Origin of the sequence: Sphingopyxis granuli NBRC 100800 (assembly GCF_001591045.1) — a bacterium.
GTDB classification, from domain to species: domain Bacteria; phylum Pseudomonadota; class Alphaproteobacteria; order Sphingomonadales; family Sphingomonadaceae; genus Sphingopyxis; species Sphingopyxis granuli.
In genome coordinates this window covers 38,964-65,706 of sequence record NZ_BCUA01000011.1, presented here as the reverse complement: position 1 = coordinate 65,706, position 26,743 = coordinate 38,964, and the positions used below count along the sequence as shown (strand labels likewise).

The window sequence follows — 26,743 nt, the reverse complement described above, 5'->3', positions numbered from 1 at the left end:
TGCGAGGTTATTGAAGTCACGCCGCCGCGCCGCTTTCCTCTTCTTCGCGTGCGCGTTTCGCCGCCGCCCGCCGCTCGCGCAGCGCTTCGAGGACGCTCGCCGCCTGGCGGCCGCCGCCCGCGACGAAGCGATAATCACGCCCGGCGCCGAGGTCGCCTTCGCTCATCTGCATGCCCAACCGCTCGGCGTCGAGCTGGCGCAGCGCCGCCTCCACATCCTCCATCTCGCGCGGGTCGACGCCGAGCCGGCCGAGCGCCATCAGCCCGAGCGCGATCGAGCTTTCGAACAGCTCGCGCACCGCCCCGGAAACCCCCGCGCCGTCGATCGCCATCAACTGGCGGCGGTCGAACACACGGGTCAGCACCTGCGCCTGCGGAAAGGCCTCGACGATCGGCGCCAGCGTCGCGGCATCGACGGACGGGTCGTCGATGCAATAGATGATCAGCCGCGCCTCCTCCGCCCCCGCGCGGCGCAGCAGGTCGAGCCGCAGCCCGTCGCCGAAATAGACCTTGGTGTCGAAGCGTCCCGACAGCTCGATCTGGCTCGGCTTCCTGTCGATCAGCGTCACCGAGCAGTCGACCGCGTGCAGCATCTGCGCGACGATCTGTCCGAAGCGGCCATAGCCGATGACCAGCGCCGAACCGCGCGGCGCGGCCTCGGGCCCGTCATAACCGGCCTCTTCGCCCCCCGGCGCCAGTTCGAGGTTCCGCGCGAACAGCATCAGGAAGGGCGTCGTCACCATCGACAGCGTGACGACGGCGCTGAACAGGCTGGCCGCCTGCGGCGCGATGAGCATCGCATCGGCCGCCTGCGTGAAGAGCAGGAAACCGAACTCGCCGCCCTGGCTGAGCAGCAGCGCGAGGCCGAAGGCGACCTGCCACGACTTGCCGGCCGCGCGCACCAGCAGCGTCAGCACCACCACCTTGACGATCACCAGCCCCGCCGCCAGCCCGACGACGCGCAGCGGATCGGCGAGCACGACGTTGACGTCGAGCACCATGCCCACCGCGAGGAAGAAGAGGCCGAGCAGGATCAGGCGGAACGGCTCGACATCGGCCTCGATCTCGTGCCGATAGGGCGAATCGGCGAGCATCACGCCCGCGACGAAGGCACCGAGCGCGGTCGAGACGTGCAGGCTGTGCATCAGCGCCGCGCTCGCCAGCACGACGAGCAGGCCGACGACCACGAACAGTTCGCGCTCGCCATAGCGGCCGACGAGACGCAGCAGCGGATTGACGACGAAGCGCCCCGCGAGCACCAGCCCGACGATCGCGAGCACCGTATAGAGCGCCAGCACCCCGCCCGGCGGCGCCGCGGGGTTGGCGGGCGCGCGCGACAGGGCGGCGACGATGGTGATCATCGGCACGATCGCGAGGTCCTGGAACAACAGGATCGAAAAGGCCTTTTCGCCGAAGGGCGAGTTGATCCGCCCCGAACTCTTGAGGCTGGGCAGCACCTGCGCGGTTGACGAGAGCGCGAGCGGCAGGCCGAGCGCCAGCGCCGCCTGCCAGCTGAAGCCCTGCGTGAGCAGGATCAGTCCGGTGAGCACCAGCCCCGTCACCACCACCTGCGCGAGGCCGAGCCCGAAGATCGCCTTGCGAAGCTGCCACAGCCGCCGCGGATGCAGTTCGAGCCCGACGAGGAAGAGCAGGAAGGCGATGCCGATCTCCGCGAACGCGAGCTTCGATTCGCCGCCGCCGACAAGCCCCAGCCCATAAGGGCCGACGAGTGCCCCGGCGACCAGATAGCCGAGCACCGCGCCGAGCCCGAGGCGGCGGAACAGCATCACGAACAGCGTCGCGACGCCGAGCAGGATCGCGCCTTCGAACAGCAAGGTGTCGGTCGGCGTTTCGGATACCCGCTCGGTCACCGCCGCGCCCGCCGAGAGGAGCGGCAGCATCATCCCGCGACGTCGGCGCCCGCGAGCGCCGCGACCGCGGCATCGAAGGGCAGCAGGATCGCGCCGTGCCGCGCCGGATAGTCGCGCGCCGGCGCGAGCAGGTCGAACCCCGGCCAGTCGGGCGCCGCACCCTCGCCCGCGAACCAGCCGGCGATCGCATCGCGCGCGGCGCGCAGGTCGGCAAGGCTGCGCCCCGGCGCATGGCGCGCAAGCAGCGCCGCCGATGCCTGCCCCAGCGCGCATGCCTCGACATGCAGGCCGACCGCGCGCACCGTCCCGGCGGCGTCGGAATCGACATCGACGATGATCCGGCTGCCGCACAGCGGCGCGCGCAGCGAGGCGCGCTGCCCGGCATCCAGCAGCGGATAGTCGGCGTTGGCGACGGCCAGCGCCAATATGTCGCGATTGTAGAGCGGCGCGCTCATCGCGCCCGATCCGCCCCGCCCTGCGCCGCGACATCCTGTTCCGCCGCGTCGGGCACCGCCGCCGCGCGCGCGTCGGCGCGGCGGTCGGCAATGACCTTGCTCAGCGCCGCGCTCGTCGCGCTCAGCGCGGGATAGGTGCGGCTTTCGGTCATCCAGCCCGGACGTGCCGCGTTGCCGTAACCGACATCGTAGAGCAATGTCGCCGCCATGAAGAGCAATGTCGCGAGCAAAAGCCCCTTCACCGCGCCGAACCCCGCGCCGAGCCCGCGGTCGAAACCGCCGACCAGCGAGGCGCGGCTGCGCTGCCCCATCGCGCGCGATCCCCATTTCGTCACCGCGAACACGCCGCCGAACAACAGCACGAAGGACAGCATCGCCGCGCCGCCGGGGGCGCCGATATAGGCGCCCAGCAGGCCGGTCAGCGTCGCATGGAAGAAGCGCACCGCCAGGAAGGCGAGCACCCAGGCGAGGAGCGACGTCACCTCCTGCACCAGCCCGCGCGAAAAGCCGAGCACCGCCCCGCCGCCGACGAGCGTCAGCACGATGATGTCGAGGGCCGTCAGATTCGCCATCGGACCGCAATCCAAAAATCACGCATGAAATACAACCGTTCGTGCTGAGCTTGTCGAAGCACCGTCCTTTTTCTCCTTCCCGGCGGAAAGAACAGCCCTTCGACAAGCTCAGGGCGAACGGAATAGCTTGATGTCCGTCGATCTAGGCACGCCCGAGCATCAGGTCAACGAGTTCGCCGAGCCGGCCGAAGCCGGTGACGCCGATCCCCTTCACACCCTTCATCCCCTTTGGCCCCCAGCCGCTTGAAAAGCCGAGCTTCGCCGCCTCGCGCAGGCGCAGCGCGTCGTGCGCGACCGGGCGCACCTCGCCCGACAGCGACAGTTCGCCGAAGACGATCGCGTCGGCGGGCACCGGCCGCTCGCTGAACGCCGAGATCAGCGCCGCCGCCACCGCGAGGTCGGCCGCCGGATCGGTGAGGCGATAGCCGCCCGCGATGTTCAGATAGACTTCGGCGGCGCCCATCTGGAGCCCGCAGCGCGCCTCGAGCACCGCGAGCACCATCGCGAGCCGCCCGCTGTCCCAGCCGACGACGGCGCGGCGCGGCGTCGCGCCGCTCGCAAGGCGGACGGTCAGCGCCTGTACCTCGACCAGCACCGGCCGCGTGCCCTCCAGCGCGGGGAATACCACCGACCCCGGCACGTCGCGGCTGCGGTCGGTCAGGAACAGGCTCGACGGGTTGGCGACCTCGCCCAGCCCCTCCTCGCCCATCGCGAACACCCCGATCTCGTCGGTGCCGCCAAAGCGGTTCTTGACCGCGCGCAGGATGCGATACTGGTGGCTGCGCTCGCCCTCGAACGCCAGCACGGTGTCGACCATATGTTCGAGCACGCGCGGCCCCGCGATCGTCCCGTCCTTCGTCACATGGCCGACGAGCACGATCGCCGCGCCGCTGTCCTTGGCATAGCGGATCAGCTCCTGCGCGCTCGCGCGCACCTGGCTGACGGTACCCGGCGCGCTGTCGATCAGGTCGCTGTGCATCGTCTGGATCGAATCGATGACGACGAAATCGGCGCCCCGTCCACCCCCATGCCCCTCCAGCGTGGCGAGGATGTCGCGCACCGAAGTCGCGCTGGCGAGCGCCACCGGCGCGTCGCCGAGCCCCAGCCGCTGCGCGCGCAGCCGCACCTGCGCCGCCGCTTCCTCGCCGCTGATATAGACGACCGACTTGCCCGCCTTGGCGATCCGACCCGCGGCCTGAAGCAGCAAGGTCGATTTGCCGATCCCCGGATCGCCGCCGATCAGCGTCGCCGACCCGGCGACGAAGCCGCCGCCGAGCGCGCGGTCGAACTCGGCGATGCCGCACAGCATCCGCTCGGGCATCGCGCTCTGTTCGTCGAGCGTTTCGAGCGCGAGCGTGCGGCCGCCCTTCGACAGGTCGTGCTTCGCGGAAAAGACGGTTTCGGCCGCTTCCTCGACCAGTGTGTTCCACTCGCCGCAATCGGCGCACTGGCCCTGCCAGCGATAACTGACGGCGCCGCAATTCTGGCAGACATATTGGCGTTTCGCTTTGGCCATGAAGGTCGCTTAGCGGGAACAAAAATGGAACGCCAGCAATTTCCCACCATCGTCATTGCGAGCGAAGCGAAGCAATCCAGAGCATGCGTAAGCCGTCCTGGATTGCTTCGCTTCGCTCGCAATGACGAGGAAAGGGTTCTAGGGGATCGGAAAACCCGAATCACCATCCAGCAGGATCATCCGAGCCATGAAATTCTTCGCCGACACCGCCGAAATCGACGCCATTCAGGAACTCGCCGCGACCGGCCTGCTCGACGGCGTCACGACCAACCCGTCGCTGATCGCCAAGTCGGGCCGCGACTTCAAGGAGGTGACGAAGGAAATCTGCGCCCTCGTCGACGGCCCCGTGTCGGCCGAGGTGGTCGCGCTCGACCATGAAACGATGATGAAGGAGGCCGAAATCCTCCGCAAGATCGCCGACAATGTCTGCATCAAGGTGCCGCTGACCATCGACGGGCTCAAGACCTGCAAGGCGCTGACCGGCGACGGGACGATGGTCAACGTCACCCTCTGCTTCTCGGCGACGCAGGCGCTGCTCGCGGCAAAGGCGGGGGCGACCTTCGTCTCGCCCTTCGTCGGCCGCCACGACGACAACGGCTTCGACGGCATGCAGCTGATCGCCGACATCCGCCTGATCTACGACAATTACGCCTTCGACACCGAAATCCTCGTCGCCAGCGTGCGCCACGGCATCCACGTGCTCGAAGCCGCGAAGATCGGCGCCGACGTGATGACCGCGCCGCCGTCGGTCATCAAGGGACTGTTCAAGCATGTCCTGACCGAAAAGGGCATCGAAGGGTTTCTGGCGGACTGGGCCAAGACCGGGCAGTCGATCTGATCTGCCGAACATAAACAAGCCGTGTGCACCCGCGAAGGCGGGTGCCCATCATCCTGCAGCGCTATTTTGAACTGGCGGGAGATGGGTCCCCGCCTTCGCGGGGACACACTGCAGAATCGCACCCTTTCCAGTTGACGTAAACGTCAACTCGCGCCGATACTCGCCCGAAAGGGAGAGATTCGCATGACCGATACCGCCGCCCCCGCCGTCCTGACGACACGCAACGGTCATATATTGATCGTCACGATCAACCGGCCCGAGGCGCGCAACGCCGTCAACGCGGCGGTCCACGTCGGCATCGGCACCGCGCTCGACGAAGCGGAAAGCGACCCCGAAATCCGCGTCGTCATCATCACCGGCGCGGGCGACAAGGCATTCTGCGCGGGCGCCGATCTCGTCGCCCTGTCGCGCGGCGGCGCGCTGGCTCCCGAAGACAAGGCGCAGCAGGCATGGGGCTTCGGCGGCTTTGCCGCGCACCCGATCTCGAAACCGGTGATCGGCGCGGTCAATGGCTTCGCCTTCGGCGGCGGCTGCGAGCTCGCGCTGATGTGCGACCTGATCGTCGCCGCCGAAAATGCGCAGTTCGGCCTGCCCGAGGTCAAGGTCGGGCTGTTCGCGGCGGCGGGCGGCGCCTTTCGCATCGTCAAGCAGCTGCCGCCGAAGCTGGCGATGGAACATCTTCTGACCGGCGATCCCTTCGATGCCGAGACCGCGCTGCGCTATGGTTTCGCCAACCGCGTCGTGCCGCTCGCCGACCTGATGCCGACCGCGATCGCGCTCGCAGAGAAGATCGCGGGCAACGCCCCCTTGTCGGTGCAGGCGTCGAAGCGCGTCGCGCTCCGGATACAGGACGGACAGATCGCCGGCGACGATGCGCATTGGGCCGACAACAGCCGCGAACGCAAGCTGCTGATGGCGAGCGAGGACGCGCGCGAAGGCCCGCGCGCCTTTGCCGAGAAGCGCAAGCCGGTGTGGAAGGCACGCTGAGATGAGCATGACCGATCCCGAGCGCATTCCCGTCATCATCGGCGTCGGGCAGGTTAACGACCGCCCCGACGATCCCGACGGGGGGCTCGATTCGCTCGGCCTGATGGTGGAGGCATTGAAGGTCGCGGCGCAGGACGCCGGCGTTCCGCTCGCCGACATCGACAGCCTCGCGATCGTCGACCAGATCAGCTTCCATCATCTCGGCAAGCTGTGCGAACCGCTCGCGGCGGCGATCGGCGCCAATCCCGCGATCAACTACCAGTCGGCGGCGCCGCACGGCGACACGCCGATCCGCCTGCTCAACGAGGCCGCGAACCGCATCGGCGCGGGCGAGGTCAAGCTGGCGGCCGTCGTCGGCGGCGAGGCGCTGCGCACCGCCGCGGGCCGCGCCGCCAAGGCGGCGAGCGGCGAGGACAAGAGCTATAATGCCGTGCGCAAGGTGGCGACGCGGCGCGAGCCCAACTACGCCCAGAGGCACGGCCTGTCGGCGCCGGTCGACGTCTATCCGCTCTATGAAAATGCGACGCGCGCGGCGTGGGGCGAAAGCCTTGAGGACGCGCAGTTCGAAAGCGCCGAAATCTGGTCGCGCTTTTCGGAGGTCGCGGCGGAAAACCCCGGCGCGTGGATAAGAAAGCCCGCCTCGCCCGCCGACATCCTCGATGTGAACGAACGCAACCGCCCGATCGCCTTTCCCTATTCGAAGCTGATGGTCGCCAATTCGTCGGTAAACCAAGGCGCGGGCTTCCTCGTCGCCAGCCTTGCCGAGGCACGGCGGCGCGGCATCGCCGAGGACCGGCTGGTCTACGTGGGCATGGGCGCGGCCGCGAAGGAACCCGCGAGCATTCTGGCGCGCGACCGCTACGACCATAGCGTCAGCATGGAGACGTCGATCGCCCGCACGCTCGACCTGAACGGCATGACGGTCGAGGATTTCGACTGCGTCGAACTCTACAGCTGCTTTCCCTGCGTGCCGAAGATGGCGCGGCGCATCCTCGGCTGGCCGTGGGACCGGCCCGCCAGCGTGTTCGGCGGCCTGACCTTCGGCGGCGGCCCGATCGCCAATTACATGAGCCACGCAGTCGTCTCGATGGTCGACAAGCTGCGTCGCGAAGGCCGCTATGGCTTCCTGTTCGCCAATGGCGGTTTCGCGACCGACAATCATTGCATCGTGCTGGGCAACCGGCCGATCGCCGCGGCACGCTTTCCGCAGGATTTCGACTATCAGGCCGAAGCCGAGGAAAAGCGCGGCCCCGTTCCCGAACTGGTCGAGGATTATGCGGGGCCGGCGACGATCGAGAGCTACACGGTCTTCTACGGGCGCGATGGCGCGCCCAGGGCGGGCGTCGTCGTCGCGCGCACGCCCGAAGGGCAGCGCACGCTCGCGCATGTCGACGTGCGCGACGCGGCGATGCTGGCGTTCCTGACCGACGGCACGAAGGAGCCGGTGGGCACCGAAGGGCGGATCGTGGCGCTGGACGAGGGATTCGGCTGGCGGGCCTGATTCTCCCCTCCCGCTTGCGGGAGGGGTCGGAGGAGGGCCCGTTTGAAAGCCAAGGTACGGGAGAGCGACACGCCCTCCCCTAACCCCTCCCGCAAGCGGGAGGGGAATTAGAGATCGAAACTCACCCCCTGTGCGAGCGGCAGCGCGTCCGAATAATTCACCGTGTTCGTCGCGCGGCGCATATAGGCCTTCCAGCTGTCCGACCCCGATTCGCGGCCGCCGCCTGTCTCTTTCTCACCGCCGAAGGCGCCGCCGATCTCGGCCCCGCTCGTCCCCAGATTGACGTTGGCGATGCCGCAGTCGCTCGCGGCGAGGAAGCGCTCGGCCTCGGTCAGGTCGCGTGTGAAGATCGCCGACGACAGCCCCGCGGCGACGGCGTTGTGCAGCCGGATCGCCGCGTCCAGATCGTCGTAGCGCATCACGTAGAGGATCGGTGCGAACGTCTCCTCCAGCACCGGCCCGACCTGCCCCGGCATCTCGACCAGCGCCGGACGGACATAATAGCTCGCGCCCTCGCCGATGCGCATCCCGCCATGGACGACGCCGCCCGCGACGCGCGCGGCGGCCAGCGCCGCCTGCATCGCCTCGAACGCGGCCCGATCGATCAGCGGTCCGACGAGCACGTCGCCTTCCAGCGGGTTGCCGACCGCGACGCTCGCATAGGCGGCTTTCAGCCGCGCGACGAAGGCGTCGTGGATGCTGTCGTGGACGAACAGCCGCCGCGTCGTCGTGCAGCGCTGCCCCGCCGTGCCCATCGCCCCGAACGCCACCCCGCGCAGCGCGAGGTCGAGGTCGGCCGACGGCGCGACGATCACGCCGTTGTTACCGCCGAGTTCGAGGATCGCGCGCGCGAAGCGCCCGGCCAGCCGCGGCGCGACCGCGCGGCCCATCCGCGTCGAGCCGGTCGCCGAAACGAGCGCGACGCGGGCGTCGTCGACGAGGGTCTCGCCCGCCTCGCGCCCGCCGATCAGAAGCTGCGACAGACCCGCGGGCGCTTCGCCGAAACGCGCCAGCGCGCGCTCGAAGATCGCCTGCGTCGCCAGCGCGGTGAGCGGCGTCTTTTCGGACGGCTTCCACACCACGCTGTTGCCGCACACCAGCGCCAGCGCGGCGTTCCACGCCCATACCGCGACCGGGAAATTGAAGGCCGAGATCACGCCGACGACGCCGAGCGGGTGCCAGACCTCCATCATCCGGTGCCCCGGGCGCTCGGTCGCGATGGTGAGGCCATAGAGCTGCCGCGACAGCCCGACCGCGAAGTCGCAGATGTCGATCATCTCCTGCACCTCGCCCGCGCCCTCCGAGGGAATCTTGCCCGCCTCGATCGTCACCAGCCGGGCGAGGCTATCTTTCGCGGCGCGCAATTCCTCGCCGAACAGCCGCACCAGCTCGCCGCGCCGCGGCGCCGGGACCCGGCTCCACGCGCGGAATGCCGCGGTCGCCCTGTCCAGCGCCGCATCGATGTCGGCCGCGCCGGAAACGCGCACCATCGCGACCTGCTCGCCGGTCAGCGGCGACAGCGACGGCATCGATCCGTCGGTCCATGCGGCATGGTCGACACCCAATGCGTCGAGCAAGCGTCCAGTTTCTTCCGTGATCCCGGCCAACGTCCATCCTTTCGGCCTTTCGCCTTCCATCCCAATACCCCTCTCTCCGTTCGTGTCGAGCGAAGTCGAGGCACCCCGAAGGCGAATGCAAGCGATAGGCATCTCGACTTCGCTCGATGCGAACGGATAAGGAAGGAAAAAGGATTCGCGGCCGAACGCCCCGGCAACGGGCAGGCCCAAAGATCGGGAGAATCAAGGATGTCCGAACTGCCCCCTTCCGAGCCCTTCGTCCCGGTCCCGCCCGCGGCAGCAGCGAACACGCACACCAGCGCCGCCGATTACGAGCGGCTCTATGCCGAAAGCATCGCCGATCCAGATGCCTTCTGGGCGAAGGAAGCCGAACGGCTCGACTGGTTCACCCCGCCCACGAAGATCGCCAACTGGTCGTTCGATCCCGTCAGCATCAAATGGTATGAGGACGGCGTCCTCAACCTCTGCCACAATGCGCTCGACCGCCATGTCGCGGCGGGCCGCGGCGACCGGACCGCAATCATCTTCGAACCCGACGCCCCCGACGGCGAGGCGCGGACGATCAGCTATGCGGCGCTGCTCGCCGACGTCATCCGCATGGCGAACACGCTGAAGAAGCTGGGCGTCCGCAAGGGCGACCGCGTCACCATCTATATGCCGATGATCCCCGAAGGCGCGGTGGCGATGCTCGCCTGCGCGCGGATCGGCGCAATCCACAGCGTCATCTTCGGCGGCTTCTCGCCCGAGGCGATCCACGGCCGCATCGAGGATTGCGGCAGCGACTGGGTGATCTGCGCCGACGAGGGGCTGCGCGGCGGCCGCACCATTCCGCTGAAGGCCAATGTCGACAAGGCGCTCGAACGCGTCGCGGTGAAGGGCGTGCTCGTCATCGCGCACACCGGCGGCGACATCGCGATGAAGGAAGGCCGCGACCATTGGTACGACGCGCTGTCGGCCGACGTCGGCGCCGAATGCCCCTGCGAGCCGATGGGGGCGGAGGACCCGCTGTTCATCCTCTACACCTCGGGCTCGACCGGCAAGCCCAAGGGCGTGCTTCACACCACCGGCGGCTATTCGGTGTGGATCGCATCGACCTTCTGGTACGGCTTCGACTATCGCCCCGGCGAGATCTTCTGGTGCACCGCCGACATCGGCTGGGTCACCGGGCACAGCTACGTCGTCTATGGTCCGCTACAGAACGGCGCGACGACGCTGATGTTCGAGGGCGTTCCCAACTATCCCGACCACGACCGCTTCTGGCAGGTCGTCGACAAGCACAAGGTCGACATCCTCTATACCGCGCCGACCGCGATCCGCGCGCTGATGCGCGAAGGCGACGATTATGTGACGCGCCACGACCTGTCGTCGCTGCGCCTGCTGGGCAGCGTCGGCGAACCGATCAACCCGGAGGCGTGGCGCTGGTATCACGATGTCGTCGGCAAGGGCCGCGTGCCGGTGGTCGACACCTGGTGGCAGACCGAGACCGGCGGCACGATGATCACCACCCTGCCCGGCGCGCATCCGATGCAGCCGGGAAGCGCGGGGCGTCCCTTCTTCGGCGTCCGCCCGCAACTCGTCGATGCTGACGGCAACGTCCTCGCCGACGAACAGGATGGCGGGGTCGCCGAGGGCAATCTGTGCATCACGCACAGCTGGCCGGGGCAGATGCGCACCGTCTATGGCGATCACGAGCGCTTCGTTCAGACCTATTTCTCGACCTACAAGGGCAAATATTTCACCGGCGACGGCTGCCGCCGCGACGCCGAAGGCTATTGGCGGATCACCGGCCGCGTCGACGACGTCATCAACGTGTCGGGACACCGCATGGGCACCGCCGAGGTCGAAAGCGCGCTGGTGCTGCACGAACTGGTGGCGGAGGCGGCGGTCGTCGGCTTCCCGCACGACATCAAGGGCCAGGGCATCTACGCCTATGTCACGCTGAACGCGGGCATCGAGCCGACCGACGAGATCGTCGCCATGCTGAAGCAGCAGGTGCGCACCGAGATCGGCCCGATCGCGACCCCCGACCATATCCACCTGACCCCGGCGCTGCCCAAGACGCGCTCGGGCAAGATCATGCGGCGCATCCTGCGCAAGATCGCGGAGAACGACTTCGGGTCACTCGGCGACACTTCGACCCTCGCCGACCCGAGCCTGGTCGATGGGCTGATCGAGGAGCGGCGGAACCGGTAGCTTCGCCGCCCCCGGGCAAAAGCTGGCGCGGCGCCAAACGTCAGAAATGCTGGCCGTCAGAAATGCCGGTGGTCAGAAATGAAAGTCCGGCAGCGTGTCGAGCGCGTGCCCCAACGCCGCGGCCCAACCGTCGGACACGCTCTGGTAATAGGGATCGCCGCGTTCGAAGCGACGTTCGCGCACGGTGGTGAAGTCGTCGCGCGCATGGACCTTCAGGTCGATCGGCAGGTCGACCCCGGCATTGGCGCGGATCGTCGAATCGAACGAGACGCAGAGCAGTTTCACCGCATCCTCGAACGCCATGGCGGGGTGATAGGAGCGGACGATCATCGGGCGGCCGTATTTGGTCTCGCCGATCTGGAAGAAGGGATTGTCCTCGCCCGATTCGATGAAATTGCCCTCGGGATAGATCAGGAACAGCCGCGGCTCACCGCCCCGGATCTGCCCCCCGACGATCAGCGAGGCGCGAAAGATCGATTCGGCGTTCTGGCCCTCCGCGCCATAGCGCATCACGATGCCGCGCAGCGTCTCGCCGATGATCGTCGCGACCTCGAACATCGACGCCGCGGTGAGGATCGGCGGGTGCCGGTCGCCGGGCGCCTTGAGCCGCTCGTCGAGCAGGCTGACGACCCCCTGCGTCGTCGCCAGATTGCCCGCCGACATCAGCGTGATCACGCGCTCGCCGGGAACGTGCCAGCTACGCATCTTGCGGACCTGCGAGATGTCGTCGACACCCGCGTTGGTGCGGGTGTCCGACATGAACACCAGTCCCTTGTTCAGACGCATGCCGACGCAATAGGTCATCGCCCGAGGTTCGCCCGGTCCGCCGCCGCCGTCAAGGGCAGCGGCGCGCGGGGCCTCAAAGCGCCCCGTGGCAATGCTTGTATTTGCGGCCCGACCCACAGGGACAGGGCGCGTTGCGGCTGATCTCCATCGCCGCATAGGGATTCTCACCCTCGGGCAGGTCGGGACGCGGCGCCGCCATCGGGGGCAGCGTGTCGGCGATCACGCCGAGCGATCCGCCGTCGATGTCGGCGCTGTTGTCCTCGCCGGTGAAGGGGTCGATGTGCGTGGTCAGGAAGTCGGGGAGATCGGGCAGCGGCAGCGGCTCGGGCTCCTGGAACTGGAAGTCGATCCGCGCGACGGTGCGCGTCACATCCTCGCGGATGTTCTGGAGCATGCGCTCAAACAGCGCGAAGGCTTCCTGCTTATATTCGTTGATCGGCTGCTTCTGCGCATAGGCGCGCAGGAAGACGACCTGGCGCAGCGCGTCGAGCGTCGACAGATGCTCCTTCCAATGATGGTCGAGTGTCTGGAGCAGGATCGACTTCTCGATCCCGCGCCACGTTTCGGGGTCGACCTGCGCCGCCTTCGCGGCGGCGGCGTCCTCGGCCATCTTCTGGATGCGCTCCTCGAAGATTTCGGGATCGACCTCGTCCTCTTCCATCCACGCTTCGAGCGGCGGCGTCAGTTCGAGCACGTCGGCGATGCGCGCCTTCATCTGCGCGATGTCCCACTGCTCGGGATAGCTGCCGGGCGGGCAGGCGTCGGCGACGATCGAATTGACCGTTTCGGCGCGCATTGCGTCCATCGCGTCGTCGACCGTGTCGCTGTCGATGATCTCGCCGCGCTGGTCGTAGATGACCTTGCGCTGGTCGTTCATGACGTTGTCATATTCGACGACCTGCTTGCGGATGTCGTAGTTGCGCGCCTCCACCTTCTTCTGCGCGGTTTCGATCGCCTTCGACAGCCATTTCGACCCGATCGCCTCGCCGTCCTCCAGATTCTTGTTCATCATCTTGGCGAACAGCGTGTCGGGGCCGAAGATGCGCAGCAGGTCGTCGTCGAGGCACAGGTAGAATTTCGACAGGCCGGGGTCGCCCTGGCGTCCCGAACGGCCGCGCAGCTGGTTGTCGATGCGGCGGCTTTCATGGCGTTCGGTGCCGAGCACGAACAGTCCGCCCGCCGCCTTCACCGCCTCGCGCTCGGCTGCGACCTCCTCGCGGATGCGCGCTTCGGCCGCGTCGCGCTCGGGCCCCGCGGGCATGTCGCCCACTTCGTTCTCGATGCGCGATTCCTCGTTGCCGCCCAGCTTGATGTCGGTGCCGCGGCCCGCCATGTTGGTCGCGATGGTGACGGCGCCGAGCCGTCCCGCCTGCGCGACGATATTGGCCTCGCTCTCGTGGAAGCGCGCGTTGAGCACGCTGTGCGCGACGCCTTCCTTTTCGAGGAAGGAGGAGAGCAGTTCCGACTTCTCGATCGACACCGTGCCGACCAGCACCGGCTGGCCGCGCTCGTTCGCCTCGCGGATCGTACGCGCGATGGCGCCGAACTTGTCGGTGATGTTCTTGTAGAACTCGTCCTCCTCGTCGGCCCTCGCGATCGGGCGATTGGTCGGGATGGTGACGACGTTCATCTTGTAGATTTCGAAGAATTCGGCCGCTTCGGTCGCCGCGGTGCCGGTCATCCCCGCGAGCTTCGGGTACATGCGGAAATAATTCTGGAAGGTGATCGACGCGAGCGTCTGGTTCTCGGGCTCGATCTTGACCCCTTCCTTCGCCTCGACCGCCTGGTGCAGGCCGTCGGACCAGCGGCGGCCGTCCATCATGCGGCCGGTGAATTCGTCGATGATGACGACCTTGTCGTCCTTGACGATATAGTCGGTGTCGCGGCGGAACATCTGGATCGCCTTCAGCGCCTGGTTGACGTGATGGACGACCTGGGTGTTCTCGATGTCATAGAGGTTGCTGCCCTGGAGCAGCCCGGCGGCCTCGAGCAGTCGCTCGACATGCTCGGTGCCGTCCTCGGTCAGGCTGATCGACTTGGTCTTCTCGTCCTTCTCGTAATCGGCTTCGACGAGCTGGTTCACCACCTCGTTGACGCGGATGTAGAGTTCCGACTTGTCGTCGGTCGGGCCGGAGATGATCAGCGGCGTGCGCGCCTCGTCGATCAGGATCGAATCGACCTCGTCGACGATGCCGAAGTTGAAGGGACGGTGCACCATCTGCGTGCGGTCGAACTTCATGTTGTCGCGCAGATAGTCGAACCCCAGCTCGTTGTTCGTCGCATAGGTGATGTCGCAATTATAGGCTTCGCGCCGCTGCGTCTCGTTGAGGTTCGGGACGATGACGCCGGTGGTGAGGCCGAGGAAGCCATAGACCTCGGCCATCCATTCGGCGTCGCGGCGGGCCAGATAGTCGTTGACCGTGACGACGTGGACGCCCTTGCCCTCGAGCGCGTTCAGATAGACGGGCAGCGTCGCCATCAGCGTCTTGCCCTCGCCGGTCGCCATCTCGGCGATCTCGCCGCGGTGGATGACGATGCCGCCGACCATCTGCACGTCGAAATGCCGCATACCGAGCCTGCGCCTCGCCGCTTCGCGGACGGTGGCGAAGGCTTCGGGCAGGATATCGTCGAGCGTCTCGCCGGCTTCGAGCCGGTCGCGGAATTTCTGTGTCTGCGCGCGCAGGCCGTCGTCGTCGAGCGCCTCCATCGCGGGCTCGAAGGCGTTGATCCCGGTGACGATCTTGCGGATCGAGGCGACGTAGCGGTCGTTGGACGAACCGAAAAGGCTTTTGGCGAAGCTGCCGAACATGGCGATTTCCTTGGTATATGAACTGAAAGAGGCGGCTTGTGCGCCGCCGGGCCGCTGATTGCGGCCGCTGGTCGATCGTCAGGCGCGAAGGCCCGCGAAAAAGGCTATTCGAGCGCCCGGTCGATGCGGCCGAGCAGGCCGGGAAGATGCGGCGCCGACGAGCGCGGCGCCTTGCGGCAGGCGCAGGAGGCGCGGCGGGTCGGGGTCGGGTCGACGGGACGGCGGACCTTGTCGTTATTCTCGCTCTGGCTCGCCACATCGGCGAGCAGGACGAGCGACCCCATCGTGGCGGGCGCCAGCGGCGCGGCCACGGCCCGATCCGCACCGGCGAGACCGGTCAGCAAGGCCAAAAGGGTCAGCAATAACCGCAAGAATCGCCCCTCTTCAGGTTGAGCGCGCACCCCTATGCGCACGCGACGCTGAACATAGGGTGAAAGCCCCGCCGCGTCTAGGGTCCTGACCCCGGGTCGGCATTGCCGCTTGACGCGCGGGCTTCCGACGCTCCATCCCTCGCTGACAAACATGTCAGGGAGGGCGCGATGACGAGGAAGGCAATTTTCATCACCGGCGGCGGATCGGGGATCGGCCGGGCGACCGCGCGACATTTCGCCGCGCAGGGCTGGTTCGTCGGCATCGCCGACGTCAATGCGCAAGGGATCGACGAAACCGCGGCGCTGCTTCCCGACGGCGCCTCGTCGCGCCACGTCATGGACGTGCGCGACCGCGACCAGTGGCGGGCGGCGCTTGCCGATTTCGCGGCGGCGAGCGGCGGCCGGCTCGACGTGTTGTTCAACAATGCCGGCATCGGAACGGGGGGCCAGTTGATCGACATGCCGCCCGAGGAGGCCGACCGGCTGATCGCGATCAACTTCGGCGGCGTCGTCAACGGCATCTACGCGGCGCTGCCGCTGCTCCGCGCGACGCCGGGGGCGACGATTCTCAACACGGGCTCCGCATCGGGCTTCTACGGCGTCGGCGGGCTCGCGATCTATTCGGCGACCAAATTCGCGGTGCGCGGCCTGACCGAGGCCCTCGACATCGAATTCGCCAAGCACGGCATCAAGGTCCGCTCGCTGATGCCGGGCTTCATCGACACCCCCCTGCTTGATCAGGTCAGCGCCGACAGCAACGAACCCGCGCGCAACCGCCTGTCGGCGAACGGATATGAGATCGTGCCCGTCGAGCGCGTCGCCGAAGCGGCGTGGGACGCGGTGCACGGCGACCGGGTGCATGTGACGGTGGGCAAGATGGCGAAGCGTCTCGCCCGCATCGCCCGCTGGTTCCCCGGCCTGATCGTCAAGCAGTCGAAGAAGGTCGACGGCCTGGGGGGATAGGGCGAGCTTGACGAGCCATTCCTAGCCCCGCCCGACTACGCGCCACGCGAGCTCCGCGAACTCACACAGCAGGGGCCGCGTGTCGCGCGGGTCGATGATGTCCTCGACCCCGAACTTCTCCGCGGTGCGGAACGGGCTGCGTACGCGGTTGAGCCGTTCGCGGATCGCCTCCAGATGCGCCGCCGGATTTTCGGCCGCTTCCAGTTCGCTCTTGTAGGCGACCTCGACTCCGCCCTCGATCGGCAGGCTGCCCCAGTCGCCCGATGGCCAGGCGAAGCGGTACTGGAAGCGCTCGGCGTTCGACATCGCGCTCCCCGCGATGCCGTAGGCGCGCCGCACGACCACCGACGCGAGCGGCACCGACGCGCGATAGATCGCGTTCATCGCCTGCACGCCATAGCGGATCGTCCCCGTCCGCTCGGCCTCGCCGCCGATCATGAAGCCCGGATTGTCGACGAGGTGGACGATCGGCAGATGGAACTGGTCGGCGAGCTTGACGAAGCGCTCGGCCTTCTCGCTCGTCTTCGCGTCCCACGATCCGCCGAGGTAGGTGGGATCGCTGGCGAGCACTGCGACCGGCCAGCCGTCGAGGCGGGCAAAGGCGGTGATGACCGCCCGTCCCCAGCGCGCGCCCATTTCGAAGACGCTGCCCTTGTCGAACACGGCTTCGGCGATGCGCCGCATCGAATAGACCTGCTTCGCCTCGCGCGGCACGACCGACAGCAGCGCCTCCTCGCGCCGGCCCGCGGGGTCGCGATTCTTCGTCCGCACGGCGCGATCGTGGATCGACGACGGCAGATAGGACAGGAAACGGCGCGCGCGCGCGAACGCCTCCGCCTCGCTCACCACCTCGTCGTCGACGACGCCGTTGCGCGTATGCACGTCACTGCCGCCCAGTTCCTCGCGGTCGAGCGTGTCGCCGATCGCCGCCGCGACCGCCGGCCCCGCCGCGAAAAGCTGCGACAGGCCGCGCACCATCAGGCTGTAGTGGCTCGCGACGACCCGCGCCGCGCCCAGCCCGGCCGTCGGCCCCAGCGCGAGCGCGACCACCGGCACCGTATCGAGATTGGCGATGATCTGGTCCCAGCCGGGCACATGCGGGATATAGGTATAGCCCATGTCCTCCAGCGTCTTGACCGACCCGCCGCCACCGGTGCCGTCGATCATGCGGATCAGCGGCAGGCGATACTCGTGCGCCATCGCCTCGCACTGGATGAACTTGCGGTGCAGCGCCGCGTCGGCCGCGCCGCCGCGCACGGTAAAGTCGTCGGCGCTCGCGACCACCGGCCGCCCGTCGATATTGGCGCGGCCGAAGATGAAGTTGCTCGCAGCCAGATCTTCCAGTTCGCCGTCGGGACCATAAGTGCCCCGTCCCGCGATCTGCCCGATCTCGCGAAAGCTGCCCGCGTCGACGATCGCGGCGAGCCGCGCCCGCGCGTCCATTTTGCCGCGGCTGTGCTGGCGCGCGACCTTTTCGGCGCCGCCCATCTTCTCCGCCATCGCGCGCCGCGCGGTGAGTTCGGCGACTTCCTTTTCCCAGCTCATCGCGCGACGCTAGCTTACGTTGACGGAAACGTCATTCCCATTTTCTTCCCTCCCGTTTACGAGAGGGGACAAAGGGGAGAGAAGAGATATGACCGACATCACCCTCGCAGGCCGCACCGCACTCGTCACCGGCGCCTCGCGCGGCATCGGGCGCGGCATCGCGCTGGCGCTGGCCGGGGCGGGCGCCGATATCGCGGTCAACTATACGCGCGATGGCGAAGCCGCCGCCGAAACGGTGGCCGGGGTGATCGCGCTCGGCCGCAAGGCCAGGGCCTATCAGGCATCGGTCGCCGACGAAGCGGCGTCCGCCGCGATGGTCGCCGCGATCGAGGCCGACTTCGGCCCCATGTCGATCCTGATCAACAACGCCGGCATCGCCAGTCGCGGCAAGACCGTCGCCGACACCGACGCCGCCGAGGTCGAGAAGCTGCTCGCCATCCACGCGGTCGGCGCCCATCGCCTGTCGCGCCTCGCACTGCCGCAGCTTCGCCGGCACGAGCGCAGCGACATCATCGTCATCTCGAGCGTCGCGACGCTGAACCACGCCGCCAACGGCGCGCCCTACAACATGGCGAAGGCGGCGGCCGAGGCGCTGGCGCTCACCCTCGCCAAGGAAGAGGTGCGCAGCGGCGTGCGCGTCAACATCGTCGCACCGTCGCTGACCGTCAGCGACATGGGCGAGCGGCTGGCACGCGCGATCACGGGGCAGGACGACATCCATCACCTCGACGCCAAATTCCCCTTCGGCCGCGTCCCCACGCCCGACGATGTCGCCGCGGCGGTGCTGTGGTTCGTCTCCGACGCCAACCCCTATTGTTCGGGGCAGAAGCTCAACATCGACGGCGCCGGACAGGCGAGCTTTCGCTGACCCCCGCACCATCGCCCACATGACCCGTCCCTAATGATCCCGAGGTCCGATCCATGAAATCCTTCGCCGCCCTTGCCCTTGCCGTCCTGCTTGCGGGCTGCGCCGCCGCCCAGACGAAGGAACCGCGCGCCGCATCCGAAACGGCGCCGCCCGCCGGTCCGATGTTCGAGCCTACCGAGGTGCGCTCGGCGGGGTCGGTGACGGTCGACGGCGTCGCCATCGCCTATCAGGCGGTGGCGGGCACGCTGATCGTCCATCCGAAGGGCTGGACCGACACGCTCGCCGCCGAACGCCGCCGCGACAAGGATGCCGGAAAGGACATCCCCGACGCCGAGGCGTCGATGTTCTACACCGCCTATTTCCAGGAGGGCGCCCCCGCCGAGAGCCGCCCGATCACCTTCTTCTTCAACGGCGGCCCCGGATCGCCGACGCTGTGGCTGCACATGGGCGCCTTCGGCCCGGTGCGCGTCGAGACGCCCGATCTGGTTCACGGCAGCGCGCCCTATCGCACCGTCGCCAACGATCAGAGCCTGCTGGGCGTCAGCGACCTCGTCTTCGTCGACGCACCGGGCACCGGATTCAGCCGCGTCGCGGGCAAAGACAAGGCCGACGCCTTCTTCGGCGTCGATCAGGACATCCACGCCTTCACCGTCTTCATCCGCGATTTCCTGTCGAAACACGACCGCTGGAAATCGCCCAAATATCTCTATGGCGAAAGCTATGGGACGATGCGCGCCGCGGGGATGACGCTGGCGCTGCAACGGCAGGACATCGACCTCAACGGCGTGATCCTGCTGTCCGACATCCTGAACTGGGACCTCATCCCCGACGACCCGCAGCTCAACCCCGGGGTCGACCTGCCCTATATCGTGTCGCTGCCGACCTATGCCGCGACCGCCTGGTATCACAAGCGCGCCGCGGGCAATCCTCCCGAGTTGCGCCCCTTCCTCGACGAGGTCGAGAAATTCGCCACCACCGACTATGCGCTCGCGCTGATGAAGGGGAACGGGCTTCCCGACGATGAGCGGCAGGCGATCGCCGCAAGGCTCCACGCCTATACCGGGCTGCCGCTCGCCTATCTGCTCAAGACGAACCTGCGCATCGAATATGGCGCGATGCAGAAGGAACTGCTCGCCGACAAGGGCCAGACGACCGGGACGCTCGACACGCGCTTCACCGGGCCGACGCTCGACCCGCTGAGCAAGACCGCCTCCTACGATCCGCAGGGCAGCGCGATCGGCGGCGCCTACACCGCGGCGTTCAACGATTACGCCCGGCGCACGCTCGGCTATGGCGAGGGCCGGCATTACGAGGGCAGCCTCGGCGTCTATGGAAGCTGGGACTACAAGCACGAACCGCCCGAGGCCGGCAGGCCGCTGATCGCGCTCCCCAACGTGCTGCCCGACCTCGCGGCCGCGATGAAACAGAATCCGCAGATGAAGCTGCTCGTCACCGGCGGCTATTTCGACGTCTCGACCCCCTATTTCGCGGGCTGGTACGAGCTTCAGCACCTGCCGGTTCCCAAGGAGCTGCAGGCGAACATCGCCTATAAATATTATCCCGCCGGCCACATGGTTTATGTCAACGTCCCGTTGCTTCGCGAGATGCGCGTCGACGTCGCCGACTTCATCCGCCGCACCGACCATATCGACTGAACCGCGCGGCGGTCATCCGCACCGCGCCGAAGCCCCGTCATGCGTCCCGACTCGCCCTCGCCGCTCGTCCCCTTCCTCGTCGCCTGCGCGGGGATCGCGACCTATTCGTCGATGGACGTGCTGATGAAGGGGCTGTCGATCGGCATCGGCGCCTATAATGCGGTGTTGTGGCGCACGATGGCGGGAAGCGTGCTGAGCGGTCTCGTCTATTTCGCGGCGCGGCCGGCGCGCCCCGATGCGGCGACGATGCGCATCCATGCCTGGCGCTCGCTGTTCGTCACCGGCATGGCGCTCGGCTTCTTCTGGGCGCTCGCGCGGTTGCCGATGGCCGAGGCGATAGCGCTCGCCTTCGTCGCGCCGCTGCTCGCGCTGTACATGGCCGCGATCTTCCTCGGCGAGCGGATCGGGCGGCGCTCGATCGCCGCGTCGCTGCTGGGATTCGCGGGGGTGCTGGTGATCGTCGCGGGCAAGTTGGGCGACGGCGGGCACGACACGCAGGCGCTGTGGGCGGTCGGCGCGGTGTTCCTTTCGGCGGTCTGCTACGCCTACAACCTCATCCTCGCGCGGCGGCAGGCGAAGATGGCGGGACCGGCGGAGATCGCCTTCTACCAGAATCTGTTCGTCGCGCTGTTCCTGTCGCTTGCGGCGCCGTGGTTCGCAGCGATTCCCGCCGCCGCCCACGCTGCGCCGATCGTCGGCGCCGCGCTGCTCGCCATCCTGTCGCTGCTGCTGCTGAGCTGGGCCTATGCGCGTGCCGAGGCGCAGATCCTGGCGACCACCGAATATACCGGCTTCCTGTGGGCGATGCTGTTCGGCTGGTTCTTCTATGCCGAGCCGGTGACGCTGCCGACGATCGCCGGCGCGCTGCTGATCGTCGTCGCCTGCCTGATCGTCACGCGCAAGACCCCGCGCAAAGACCCGGTCGAGCCGGCGGCGGCTTAGGCAATATTTCGCGCGAATTCACACCGCCGCGCGCGCGAGCCGGTCGTTGATCGCCGCGCCCAGTCCATCGGCCGGAATCGCGGCAACCGCGATCCGCGGCTTTACGCTCGCCGCCCCTGCATGCAGCGCGTCGAACAGATGCGCCGCCGCCTCGGTCGCGTCGCCCGCCTCGCTCAGGCAATAGTCGCCGCGCAGGGCACCGAAGCCGATGCCGAACTCGTCGGGCGCAAAGGAAGCCGCATCCAGCCGCACCGGCTTGCCCGGCGCATAATGACTTGCCAGCATACCGGGGGCAACGACGTCGGCCCCCTTGCGTCCGCGGACGGGGAGGCCGCTGGCTGCGCCGAGCATCGCCGCCGTCACCGGCCCCGGTCGCAGCACCTCCACCGCGCCGTCCACGACCCGTGCGATCGTCGATTCGACCCCGGCCGTCGTCGCGCCGTCGTCGATCACCAGCGCGATCCGTCCGTCGAGGCTCGTCAGCACATGCGCCGCCCTCGTCGGGCTCACCCGGCCGCTGGCGTTGGCGCTCGGCGCGGCGAGCGGCGCGCGGCTGGCGGCAAGCAGCGCCTGCATCGCGCAGTGCGCCGGGACGCGCAGCGCGATCGTGTCGAGCCCCGCCGTCGCGATGCGCGCAACCGGGCAGTCGCGTGTGCGCGGCACCACCAGCGTCAGCGGCCCCGGCCAGAAGCGCGCCGCGAGGGTGCGCTCGGCCGCGCCGAATACCCCCAGCGCCTCGGCCGCTGCCAGATCGGGCACATGGACGATCAGCGGGTTGAAGTCAGGCCGCCCTTTCGCGGCATAGATGCGCGCGACCGCATCGGCGTTCCGTGCATCGGCGGCGAGGCCGTAGACCGTTTCAGTCGGCACCGCGACCGGAAGCCCCTGCGCGACGAGCGTCGCGGCGCGCGCGACCGTGTCGGCGTCGAAGGCGCGGACTTCGGTTGCCATACTCTCGATTGGACCATCGGCCATGCCGCGCTATAGCGCCGGCTGCAACGGAATCACCCCCTAAAACGGGACGCTTCATGACCTACACCGCGCCGACCACCGAACATCTATTCGTCCTCGACCATATCGCCCGCATCGACGCGATGGCGCAGCACGAGCGCTTCGCCGCCGCGACCCCCGACATGGTCGAGGCGATCGTCACCGGCATCGGCGACTTCGCGGCAGAGGTCTACGCGCCGCTCAACCGCGTCGGCGACGTGAACAATCCCCGCTGGGAAGACGGCAAGGTGACCATGCCGCCGGGTTTCAAGGAAGCCTATCGGCAATTCGTCGAGGCGGGCTGGGGCAGCCTCGACGGCCCCGCCGCCTATGGCGGGCAGGACCTGCCCTTCACCCTCGCGACCGTGGTGATCGAGGCGCTGGGCAGCGCCGACATGGGCTTCACCCTGTGCAACATCCTGACCCCCGGCGCGATTCACGCGCTGATGGTCTATGGCACCGAGGAACAGCGCCGGACCTGGCTCCCGAAGCTCGTCACCGGCGAGTGGAACGGCACGATGAACCTGACCGAGCCGAGCGCGGGCAGCGACGTCGGCGCGCTGCGCTCGACCGCCGAGAAGGTGACCGAGGGCGAACATGCCGGCCTCTACCGGATCAGGGGGCAGAAGATTTTCATCACCTTCGGCGAGCACGACCTCACCGACAATATCGTCCACCTCGTTCTCGCGCGCACGCCGGGCGCGCCCGAGGGGACGCGCGGCATCTCACTGTTCCTCGTCCCCAAATACCGGCTCGATGCCGAAGGGCGGCCGACGATTTCGAACGGCGTGCGCTGCGCATCGATCGAACACAAGCTCGGCATCCACGGCTCGCCGACCGCGGTGATGATCTATGGCGAGGAGGAGGATTGCCTCGGCGAGATCGTCGGCGAAGAGATGGGCGGCATGCGCGCGATGTTCGTGATGATGAACAACGCCCGCCTGATGGTCGGCTGTCAGGGCGTCCAGATCGCCGAACGCGCGCTGCAGCAGGCACAACGCTATGCCGCCGAGCGCGTCCAGTCGGCACTCGCGGGTTCGCCCGACCGCACGCCGGTGACGATCGAGCATCATCCCGACGTCAAGCGCATGCTGTGGCGGATGCGCGCGCAGACCGAGGCCGCGCGCGCGCTCATCTATTATGCGTCGGCGCAGACCGATTTCGGCAAGCTGGGCGACGCTGCCGCGGCGCTGCGCGCCGACGTCCTGATCCCGCTGGCGAAGGCGCATGCGACCGACATCGGCTGCGAGGTCGCGAGCCTCGGCGTGCAGGTCCACGGCGGCATGGGTTTCATCGAGGAGACCGGCGCCGCGCAGCATTACCGCGACGCGCGCATCGCGCCGATCTATGAAGGCACCAACGGCATTCAGGCCGCCGACCTCGTCGGACGCAAGCTCGGCCTTGCCGGCGGCGAGGGCGTGCGCTCGCTGATCGCCGACATCGCGCACGGCGGCGCCGATTTCCCCGAACTGGCGCAGCTTGCCGAGGCGTGCGGCGCGGTCACCGACTGGCTCGAACAGGCGAGCATGCCCGACCGGCTTGCGGGCAGCTATCCCTATCTGACCATGCTCGCGACGGCGACCTGCGGCTGGCTGATGGCGATCGAGCATCGGGCGGCGAAAGCGGCGCTCGAAGCGGACGACGGCGATGCCGCCTTTCTGGGATCCAAGATCGCCTCGACGCGTTTCTATCTTCAGCAGATCGTGCCCGCCGCGACGGGTCTGGCCGCCGCCGTGCTCGCAGGCGACGCCGTGCTTCCCACGCTACCGCGGATCGGCTGATTTCCGCCGGGGTCGGGCGCATGATTAACGCGATGATAACCATCGCGTCCTAAGCACGGCGGGCAATCGCTGGAGACGTGCGTGCCCAATCCGGTCAGAAGCCTGATCATCAGTTGGCGGTCCATCGGCCTGTCGCTGCTGTTGAGCGTGCTCGTCGGCCTGTCGGCGGCCGCGGTGCCGCTCGACCGGCTGGTCGAAGCGGCCATCGGCCGGTTCGCCTGGCGACCGGTGTCGGGCGATATCGTGGTCGTCGCAATCGACGAGCGAACGCTCGACAATTCGCCCAAATCCAGCTTTTCGCTGACACAGCACGCACAGGTCGTCGACGCGGTCAATGCCGCCGGCGCGCGGCGGCTGTTCATCGATTTCTACTACAACCGACGCGAGGCGGACAGCGACTTTCCCCGACTGACCGGGGCCATTCGCCGCATGGGCGACCGGGTCGTCCTGGGGCTGGTTGCCGGCTCGAACAGGCCCGGCGATTTCCAGCCGACGTTCCTGCCCAGTCCCGCGTTCGGCTCTGCCGCCGGTCAGGCCAGCATAGGGCTGGAATATGATTTCTGGCAGGTCTGGCGTCTCGCGACGGCCGTCTCGATCGGCGGGAAAACCGTTCCGAGCTTTTCCGCGTTGTTGGCGCAGCGGTCGCTTCCGATCGGCAGTTTCGCGCTCGACTATTCCTATCGAACCAGCTCCATTCCTGTTTATGAGGCCATCGACCTGCTCTCGGGAAAGGTCGGCGGGCGCGAGTTGGCGGGCAAGGATGTCGTCTTCGCACCCACCGCCCCATCCTTTCAGGACGCGCATTTTCTGCCGGGACATAATCGCGTGCCGGGCGCCTTCATCCATGTCATCGGCGCGGAGACGCTGAAGCGCGGCAATCCGGCCGATATAGGCTGGATGCCGGCGTTCGCGCTTGCCCTCCTCACGACGTTGGGCGCCGTCGCCTTCCGCCGTGGCCGATGGTTCAATGCGACGGCATTGGGCACGATCGCGGCGCTGATCGTCGTCAAGGTCTGGCTGACGACGATGCTCGTCACCTGTTCGATCGGCGCCGCACTGGTCCTGATCGGGGTGTTCGGTGCCAATGTTTCGCGCCGCCGCCGCCGCGAATCGGCGCTCCACGAAAATCCCGTATCGGGGCTACCCAATTTCGAGGCGTTGCGGTCGCAGGCGCCGTTCGGAAGCCACACCGTGGTTGCGGCAAAGCTTGTCAATTTCGGCGATCTCGTCGCCTTTCTGCCCGGCGAAGGCAGCCAGCAGCTCGTCGAGCAGGTCGCCCGACGCCTGCAGCTCGCGTCGCAGTCGACGGCGCTGCACCACGACCCCGACGGCAACTTCGCCTGGCTCGTCCCATTTTATCAGCACAGCCAGATCGAGGCGCAGCTCGCGGGTCTCGCCGCGCTGTTCAACGCCCCGCTGACGATCGGCGGCGCGCGCATCGACGTCGCGATCGCCTTCGGCGTCAACGACGAGTTCGAGGGATCGAACGCGCAGCGGCTGGCCGCGGCACTGGTCGCCGCCGATCACGCGGTCCGCACCCGCGCGCTGTGGACCAAACATATGCCCCGCCAGCAGGAGGACGCCGGCTGGCAATTGAGTTTCCATTCGCAGCTCGAGGACGCGCTGACCGGCGGCGACATCTGGGTCGCCTTTCAGCCGCAATATGGCATCGCGACCGGCCAGCTGGTCGGCGTGGAGGCGCTGGTGCGCTGGACGCATCCGACCCGCGGCCCCATCCCGCCCGACGAGTTCATCGTCCAGGCCGAGAAGAGCCAGGACATCTATCGCCTGACGCTGTTCGTCATGGACCAGGCGATCCGGTCGGCGGCCCAGCTGCATGCTCGCGGCCTCCACGCCAACATGTCGGTGAACCTGTCTGCGGCGTTGCTCGACCATGACGACCTCGTCGGCACGATCCGCGTGATGCTCACGGCGCATCATCTGCCGCCCGAACTGCTGACGATCGAGATTACCGAAACCGCGCAGATCGAGAACAGCCGGCAGGCGCGCCAGACGCTGGCGCAGCTTCGTCGTGCCGGCATCCGCCTGTCGATCGACGATTATGGCACCGGCCAGTCCAACCTCGAATATCTGACTGAGATCGAAGCCGACGAGATCAAGATCGACAAGCGATTCGTGATGACGATGCGCGATTCGCAGCGCAACTTCGAAATCGTCAAATCGACCATCGATCTGGCGCATCGCCTGGGCGCCGTTGCGGTCGCCGAAGGGATCGAGGACGCCCCGACGATGGCGTTGCTCCATCAACTCGGCTGCGACGTCGGACAGGGGTATCATCTTGGAAAACCGCAGTTGTTTTCCGATCTGGTCGCGTCGATCTTCCCCACCTCCCACAGCCGCATCGCATAGCTGCCAATCTGGCGGCAATCCCATTGGTTAAGACTCGATTTACCTTAAAAATTAAGGTATACGCGCGGTTAACTGTTCTTTTCGTGGGGCAGTGCCGACAGGAGATTGATCATGGGTTGGTTTTGGGGTTGGCTTGGTGGCTCCGGTAGCGCCA

The 26,743-nt window shown here is 67.7% G+C and carries 20 protein-coding genes; 10 read left to right on the top strand and 10 right to left on the bottom strand.

All coding sequences use genetic code 11. The features are described 5' to 3' along the window. Positions 1–16 precede the first annotated feature (16 nt). The 4 genes from SGR02S_RS04680 to radA all read right to left on the bottom strand — a co-directional run bounded on the left by SGR02S_RS04680 (position 17) and on the right by radA (position 4,413). On the bottom strand, positions 17–1,903 hold the full coding sequence (locus tag SGR02S_RS04680; RefSeq protein WP_067106165.1) for a cation:proton antiporter domain-containing protein: 1,887 nt from the start codon (positions 1,901–1,903) through the stop codon (positions 17–19). After that, positions 1,900–2,325, bottom strand: a complete 426-nt coding sequence (locus SGR02S_RS04675; RefSeq protein WP_067106163.1) for an iron-sulfur cluster assembly scaffold protein — start codon at positions 2,323–2,325, stop codon at positions 1,900–1,902. Before SGR02S_RS04675 ends, SGR02S_RS04680 begins: the two co-directional genes overlap by 4 nt. Next, on the bottom strand, positions 2,322–2,897 hold the full coding sequence (locus SGR02S_RS04670; RefSeq protein ID WP_067106161.1) for a CvpA family protein: 576 nt from the start codon (positions 2,895–2,897) through the stop codon (positions 2,322–2,324). The genes SGR02S_RS04675 and SGR02S_RS04670 overlap by 4 nt, the downstream gene beginning before the upstream one ends. A 142-nt stretch (positions 2,898–3,039) precedes the next feature. Next, positions 3,040–4,413, bottom strand: coding sequence for a DNA repair protein RadA (radA, locus tag SGR02S_RS04665; RefSeq protein WP_067106159.1), 1,374 nt, complete (start codon positions 4,411–4,413; stop codon positions 3,040–3,042). Positions 4,414–4,600: 187 nt separating this feature from the next. Between radA and fsa the strand changes: the two genes are divergently transcribed. From fsa to SGR02S_RS04650, 3 genes are all read left to right on the top strand, one after another. Beyond that, the gene (gene fsa, locus SGR02S_RS04660) at positions 4,601–5,251 is read left to right on the top strand and encodes a fructose-6-phosphate aldolase (protein ID WP_067106157.1); all 651 of its coding nucleotides are present in this window, start codon (positions 4,601–4,603) and stop codon (positions 5,249–5,251) included. Positions 5,252–5,434: 183 nt separating this feature from the next. Next, positions 5,435–6,238 carry an enoyl-CoA hydratase-related protein gene (locus SGR02S_RS04655; protein WP_067106155.1) on the top strand — a complete coding sequence of 268 codons (804 nt, stop codon included), beginning with the start codon at positions 5,435–5,437 and terminating at the stop codon, positions 6,236–6,238. Position 6,239: 1 nt separating this feature from the next. After that, positions 6,240–7,739: an acetyl-CoA acetyltransferase gene (locus SGR02S_RS04650; RefSeq protein ID WP_067106153.1), complete on the top strand. Its 1,500-nt coding sequence runs from the start codon at positions 6,240–6,242 to the stop codon at positions 7,737–7,739. Between the two features lie 107 nt (positions 7,740–7,846). On the opposite strand, the gene amaB is transcribed toward SGR02S_RS04650, so the two are convergent. After that, positions 7,847–9,376, bottom strand: coding sequence for an L-piperidine-6-carboxylate dehydrogenase (amaB, locus tag SGR02S_RS04645; RefSeq protein WP_067106151.1), 1,530 nt, complete (start codon positions 9,374–9,376; stop codon positions 7,847–7,849). A gap of 168 nt (positions 9,377–9,544) precedes the next feature. Here amaB and acs point away from each other — a divergent pair, with 168 nt between their 5' ends. Further along, positions 9,545–11,509 carry an acetate--CoA ligase gene (gene acs, locus SGR02S_RS04640; RefSeq protein WP_067106149.1) on the top strand — a complete coding sequence of 655 codons (1,965 nt, stop codon included), beginning with the start codon at positions 9,545–9,547 and terminating at the stop codon, positions 11,507–11,509. Between the two features lie 72 nt (positions 11,510–11,581). On the opposite strand, the gene SGR02S_RS04635 is transcribed toward acs, so the two are convergent. The 3 genes from SGR02S_RS04635 to SGR02S_RS04625 form a co-directional block, all read right to left on the bottom strand. Then, the gene (locus SGR02S_RS04635; protein ID WP_067106147.1) at positions 11,582–12,313 is read right to left on the bottom strand and encodes a proteasome-type protease; all 732 of its coding nucleotides are present in this window, start codon (positions 12,311–12,313) and stop codon (positions 11,582–11,584) included. A 55-nt stretch (positions 12,314–12,368) separates the two neighbouring features. Next, complete coding sequence (gene secA, locus SGR02S_RS04630) at positions 12,369–15,104, bottom strand: preprotein translocase subunit SecA (RefSeq protein ID WP_067106145.1); 2,736 nt, start codon at positions 15,102–15,104, stop codon at positions 12,369–12,371. A gap of 104 nt (positions 15,105–15,208) precedes the next feature. Next, the gene (locus tag SGR02S_RS04625; RefSeq protein WP_156482975.1) at positions 15,209–15,448 is read right to left on the bottom strand and encodes a hypothetical protein; all 240 of its coding nucleotides are present in this window, start codon (positions 15,446–15,448) and stop codon (positions 15,209–15,211) included. Between the two features lie 195 nt (positions 15,449–15,643). Between SGR02S_RS04625 and SGR02S_RS04620 the strand changes: the two genes are divergently transcribed. After that, complete coding sequence (locus SGR02S_RS04620) at positions 15,644–16,438, top strand: SDR family oxidoreductase (RefSeq protein ID WP_067106140.1); 795 nt, start codon at positions 15,644–15,646, stop codon at positions 16,436–16,438. 21 nt (positions 16,439–16,459) lie between these two features. On the opposite strand, the gene SGR02S_RS04615 is transcribed toward SGR02S_RS04620, so the two are convergent. Then, positions 16,460–17,983 carry an acyl-CoA carboxylase subunit beta gene (locus SGR02S_RS04615; RefSeq protein ID WP_067106138.1) on the bottom strand — a complete coding sequence of 508 codons (1,524 nt, stop codon included), beginning with the start codon at positions 17,981–17,983 and terminating at the stop codon, positions 16,460–16,462. Positions 17,984–18,071: 88 nt separating this feature from the next. Between SGR02S_RS04615 and SGR02S_RS04610 the strand changes: the two genes are divergently transcribed. Genes SGR02S_RS04610 through SGR02S_RS04600 form a run of 3 tightly spaced genes read left to right on the top strand, consistent with a single transcriptional unit; the run spans position 18,072 to position 21,448 of the window. Then, a complete protein-coding gene (locus tag SGR02S_RS04610; protein WP_067106136.1) occupies positions 18,072–18,851 on the top strand; it encodes an SDR family NAD(P)-dependent oxidoreductase in 780 nt (259 codons plus the stop codon). A gap of 53 nt (positions 18,852–18,904) precedes the next feature. Then, on the top strand, positions 18,905–20,506 hold the full coding sequence (locus SGR02S_RS04605) for a S10 family peptidase (protein ID WP_067106134.1): 1,602 nt from the start codon (positions 18,905–18,907) through the stop codon (positions 20,504–20,506). A 39-nt stretch (positions 20,507–20,545) separates the two neighbouring features. Continuing rightward, positions 20,546–21,448: a DMT family transporter gene (locus tag SGR02S_RS04600; protein ID WP_067106132.1), complete on the top strand. Its 903-nt coding sequence runs from the start codon at positions 20,546–20,548 to the stop codon at positions 21,446–21,448. 18 nt (positions 21,449–21,466) lie between these two features. On the opposite strand, the gene SGR02S_RS04595 is transcribed toward SGR02S_RS04600, so the two are convergent. Next, positions 21,467–22,399: an L-threonylcarbamoyladenylate synthase gene (locus SGR02S_RS04595; protein ID WP_067106130.1), complete on the bottom strand. Its 933-nt coding sequence runs from the start codon at positions 22,397–22,399 to the stop codon at positions 21,467–21,469. A gap of 77 nt (positions 22,400–22,476) precedes the next feature. Between SGR02S_RS04595 and SGR02S_RS04590 the strand changes: the two genes are divergently transcribed. Both SGR02S_RS04590 and SGR02S_RS04585 read left to right on the top strand, forming a co-directional pair. Further along, the gene (locus SGR02S_RS04590) at positions 22,477–24,219 is read left to right on the top strand and encodes an acyl-CoA dehydrogenase (protein ID WP_067106128.1); all 1,743 of its coding nucleotides are present in this window, start codon (positions 22,477–22,479) and stop codon (positions 24,217–24,219) included. Between the two features lie 81 nt (positions 24,220–24,300). Further along, entirely contained in the window at positions 24,301–26,589 is a 2,289-nt protein-coding gene (locus SGR02S_RS04585; protein WP_067106126.1) for an EAL domain-containing protein, read from the top strand. Positions 26,590–26,743: the final 154 nt, after the last annotated feature.

Coding starts and splice junctions, on each gene's coding strand:
- SGR02S_RS04680 (WP_067106165.1), bottom strand. CDS start 1,903: ATGATGCTGCCGCTCCTCTCGGCGGGCGCGGCGGTGACCGAGCGGGTA.
- SGR02S_RS04675 (WP_067106163.1), bottom strand. CDS start 2,325: ATGAGCGCGCCGCTCTACAATCGCGACATATTGGCGCTGGCCGTCGCC.
- SGR02S_RS04670 (WP_067106161.1), bottom strand. CDS start 2,897: ATGGCGAATCTGACGGCCCTCGACATCATCGTGCTGACGCTCGTCGGC.
- radA (WP_067106159.1), bottom strand. CDS start 4,413: ATGGCCAAAGCGAAACGCCAATATGTCTGCCAGAATTGCGGCGCCGTC.
- fsa (WP_067106157.1), top strand. CDS start 4,601: ATGAAATTCTTCGCCGACACCGCCGAAATCGACGCCATTCAGGAACTC.
- SGR02S_RS04655 (WP_067106155.1), top strand. CDS start 5,435: ATGACCGATACCGCCGCCCCCGCCGTCCTGACGACACGCAACGGTCAT.
- SGR02S_RS04650 (WP_067106153.1), top strand. CDS start 6,240: ATGAGCATGACCGATCCCGAGCGCATTCCCGTCATCATCGGCGTCGGG.
- amaB (WP_067106151.1), bottom strand. CDS start 9,376: ATGGAAGGCGAAAGGCCGAAAGGATGGACGTTGGCCGGGATCACGGAA.
- acs (WP_067106149.1), top strand. CDS start 9,545: ATGTCCGAACTGCCCCCTTCCGAGCCCTTCGTCCCGGTCCCGCCCGCG.
- SGR02S_RS04635 (WP_067106147.1), bottom strand. CDS start 12,313: ATGACCTATTGCGTCGGCATGCGTCTGAACAAGGGACTGGTGTTCATG.
- secA (WP_067106145.1), bottom strand. CDS start 15,104: ATGTTCGGCAGCTTCGCCAAAAGCCTTTTCGGTTCGTCCAACGACCGC.
- SGR02S_RS04620 (WP_067106140.1), top strand. CDS start 15,644: ATGACGAGGAAGGCAATTTTCATCACCGGCGGCGGATCGGGGATCGGC.
- SGR02S_RS04615 (WP_067106138.1), bottom strand. CDS start 17,983: ATGAGCTGGGAAAAGGAAGTCGCCGAACTCACCGCGCGGCGCGCGATG.
- SGR02S_RS04610 (WP_067106136.1), top strand. CDS start 18,072: ATGACCGACATCACCCTCGCAGGCCGCACCGCACTCGTCACCGGCGCC.
- SGR02S_RS04605 (WP_067106134.1), top strand. CDS start 18,905: ATGAAATCCTTCGCCGCCCTTGCCCTTGCCGTCCTGCTTGCGGGCTGC.
- SGR02S_RS04600 (WP_067106132.1), top strand. CDS start 20,546: ATGCGTCCCGACTCGCCCTCGCCGCTCGTCCCCTTCCTCGTCGCCTGC.
- SGR02S_RS04595 (WP_067106130.1), bottom strand. CDS start 22,399: ATGGCAACCGAAGTCCGCGCCTTCGACGCCGACACGGTCGCGCGCGCC.
- SGR02S_RS04590 (WP_067106128.1), top strand. CDS start 22,477: ATGACCTACACCGCGCCGACCACCGAACATCTATTCGTCCTCGACCAT.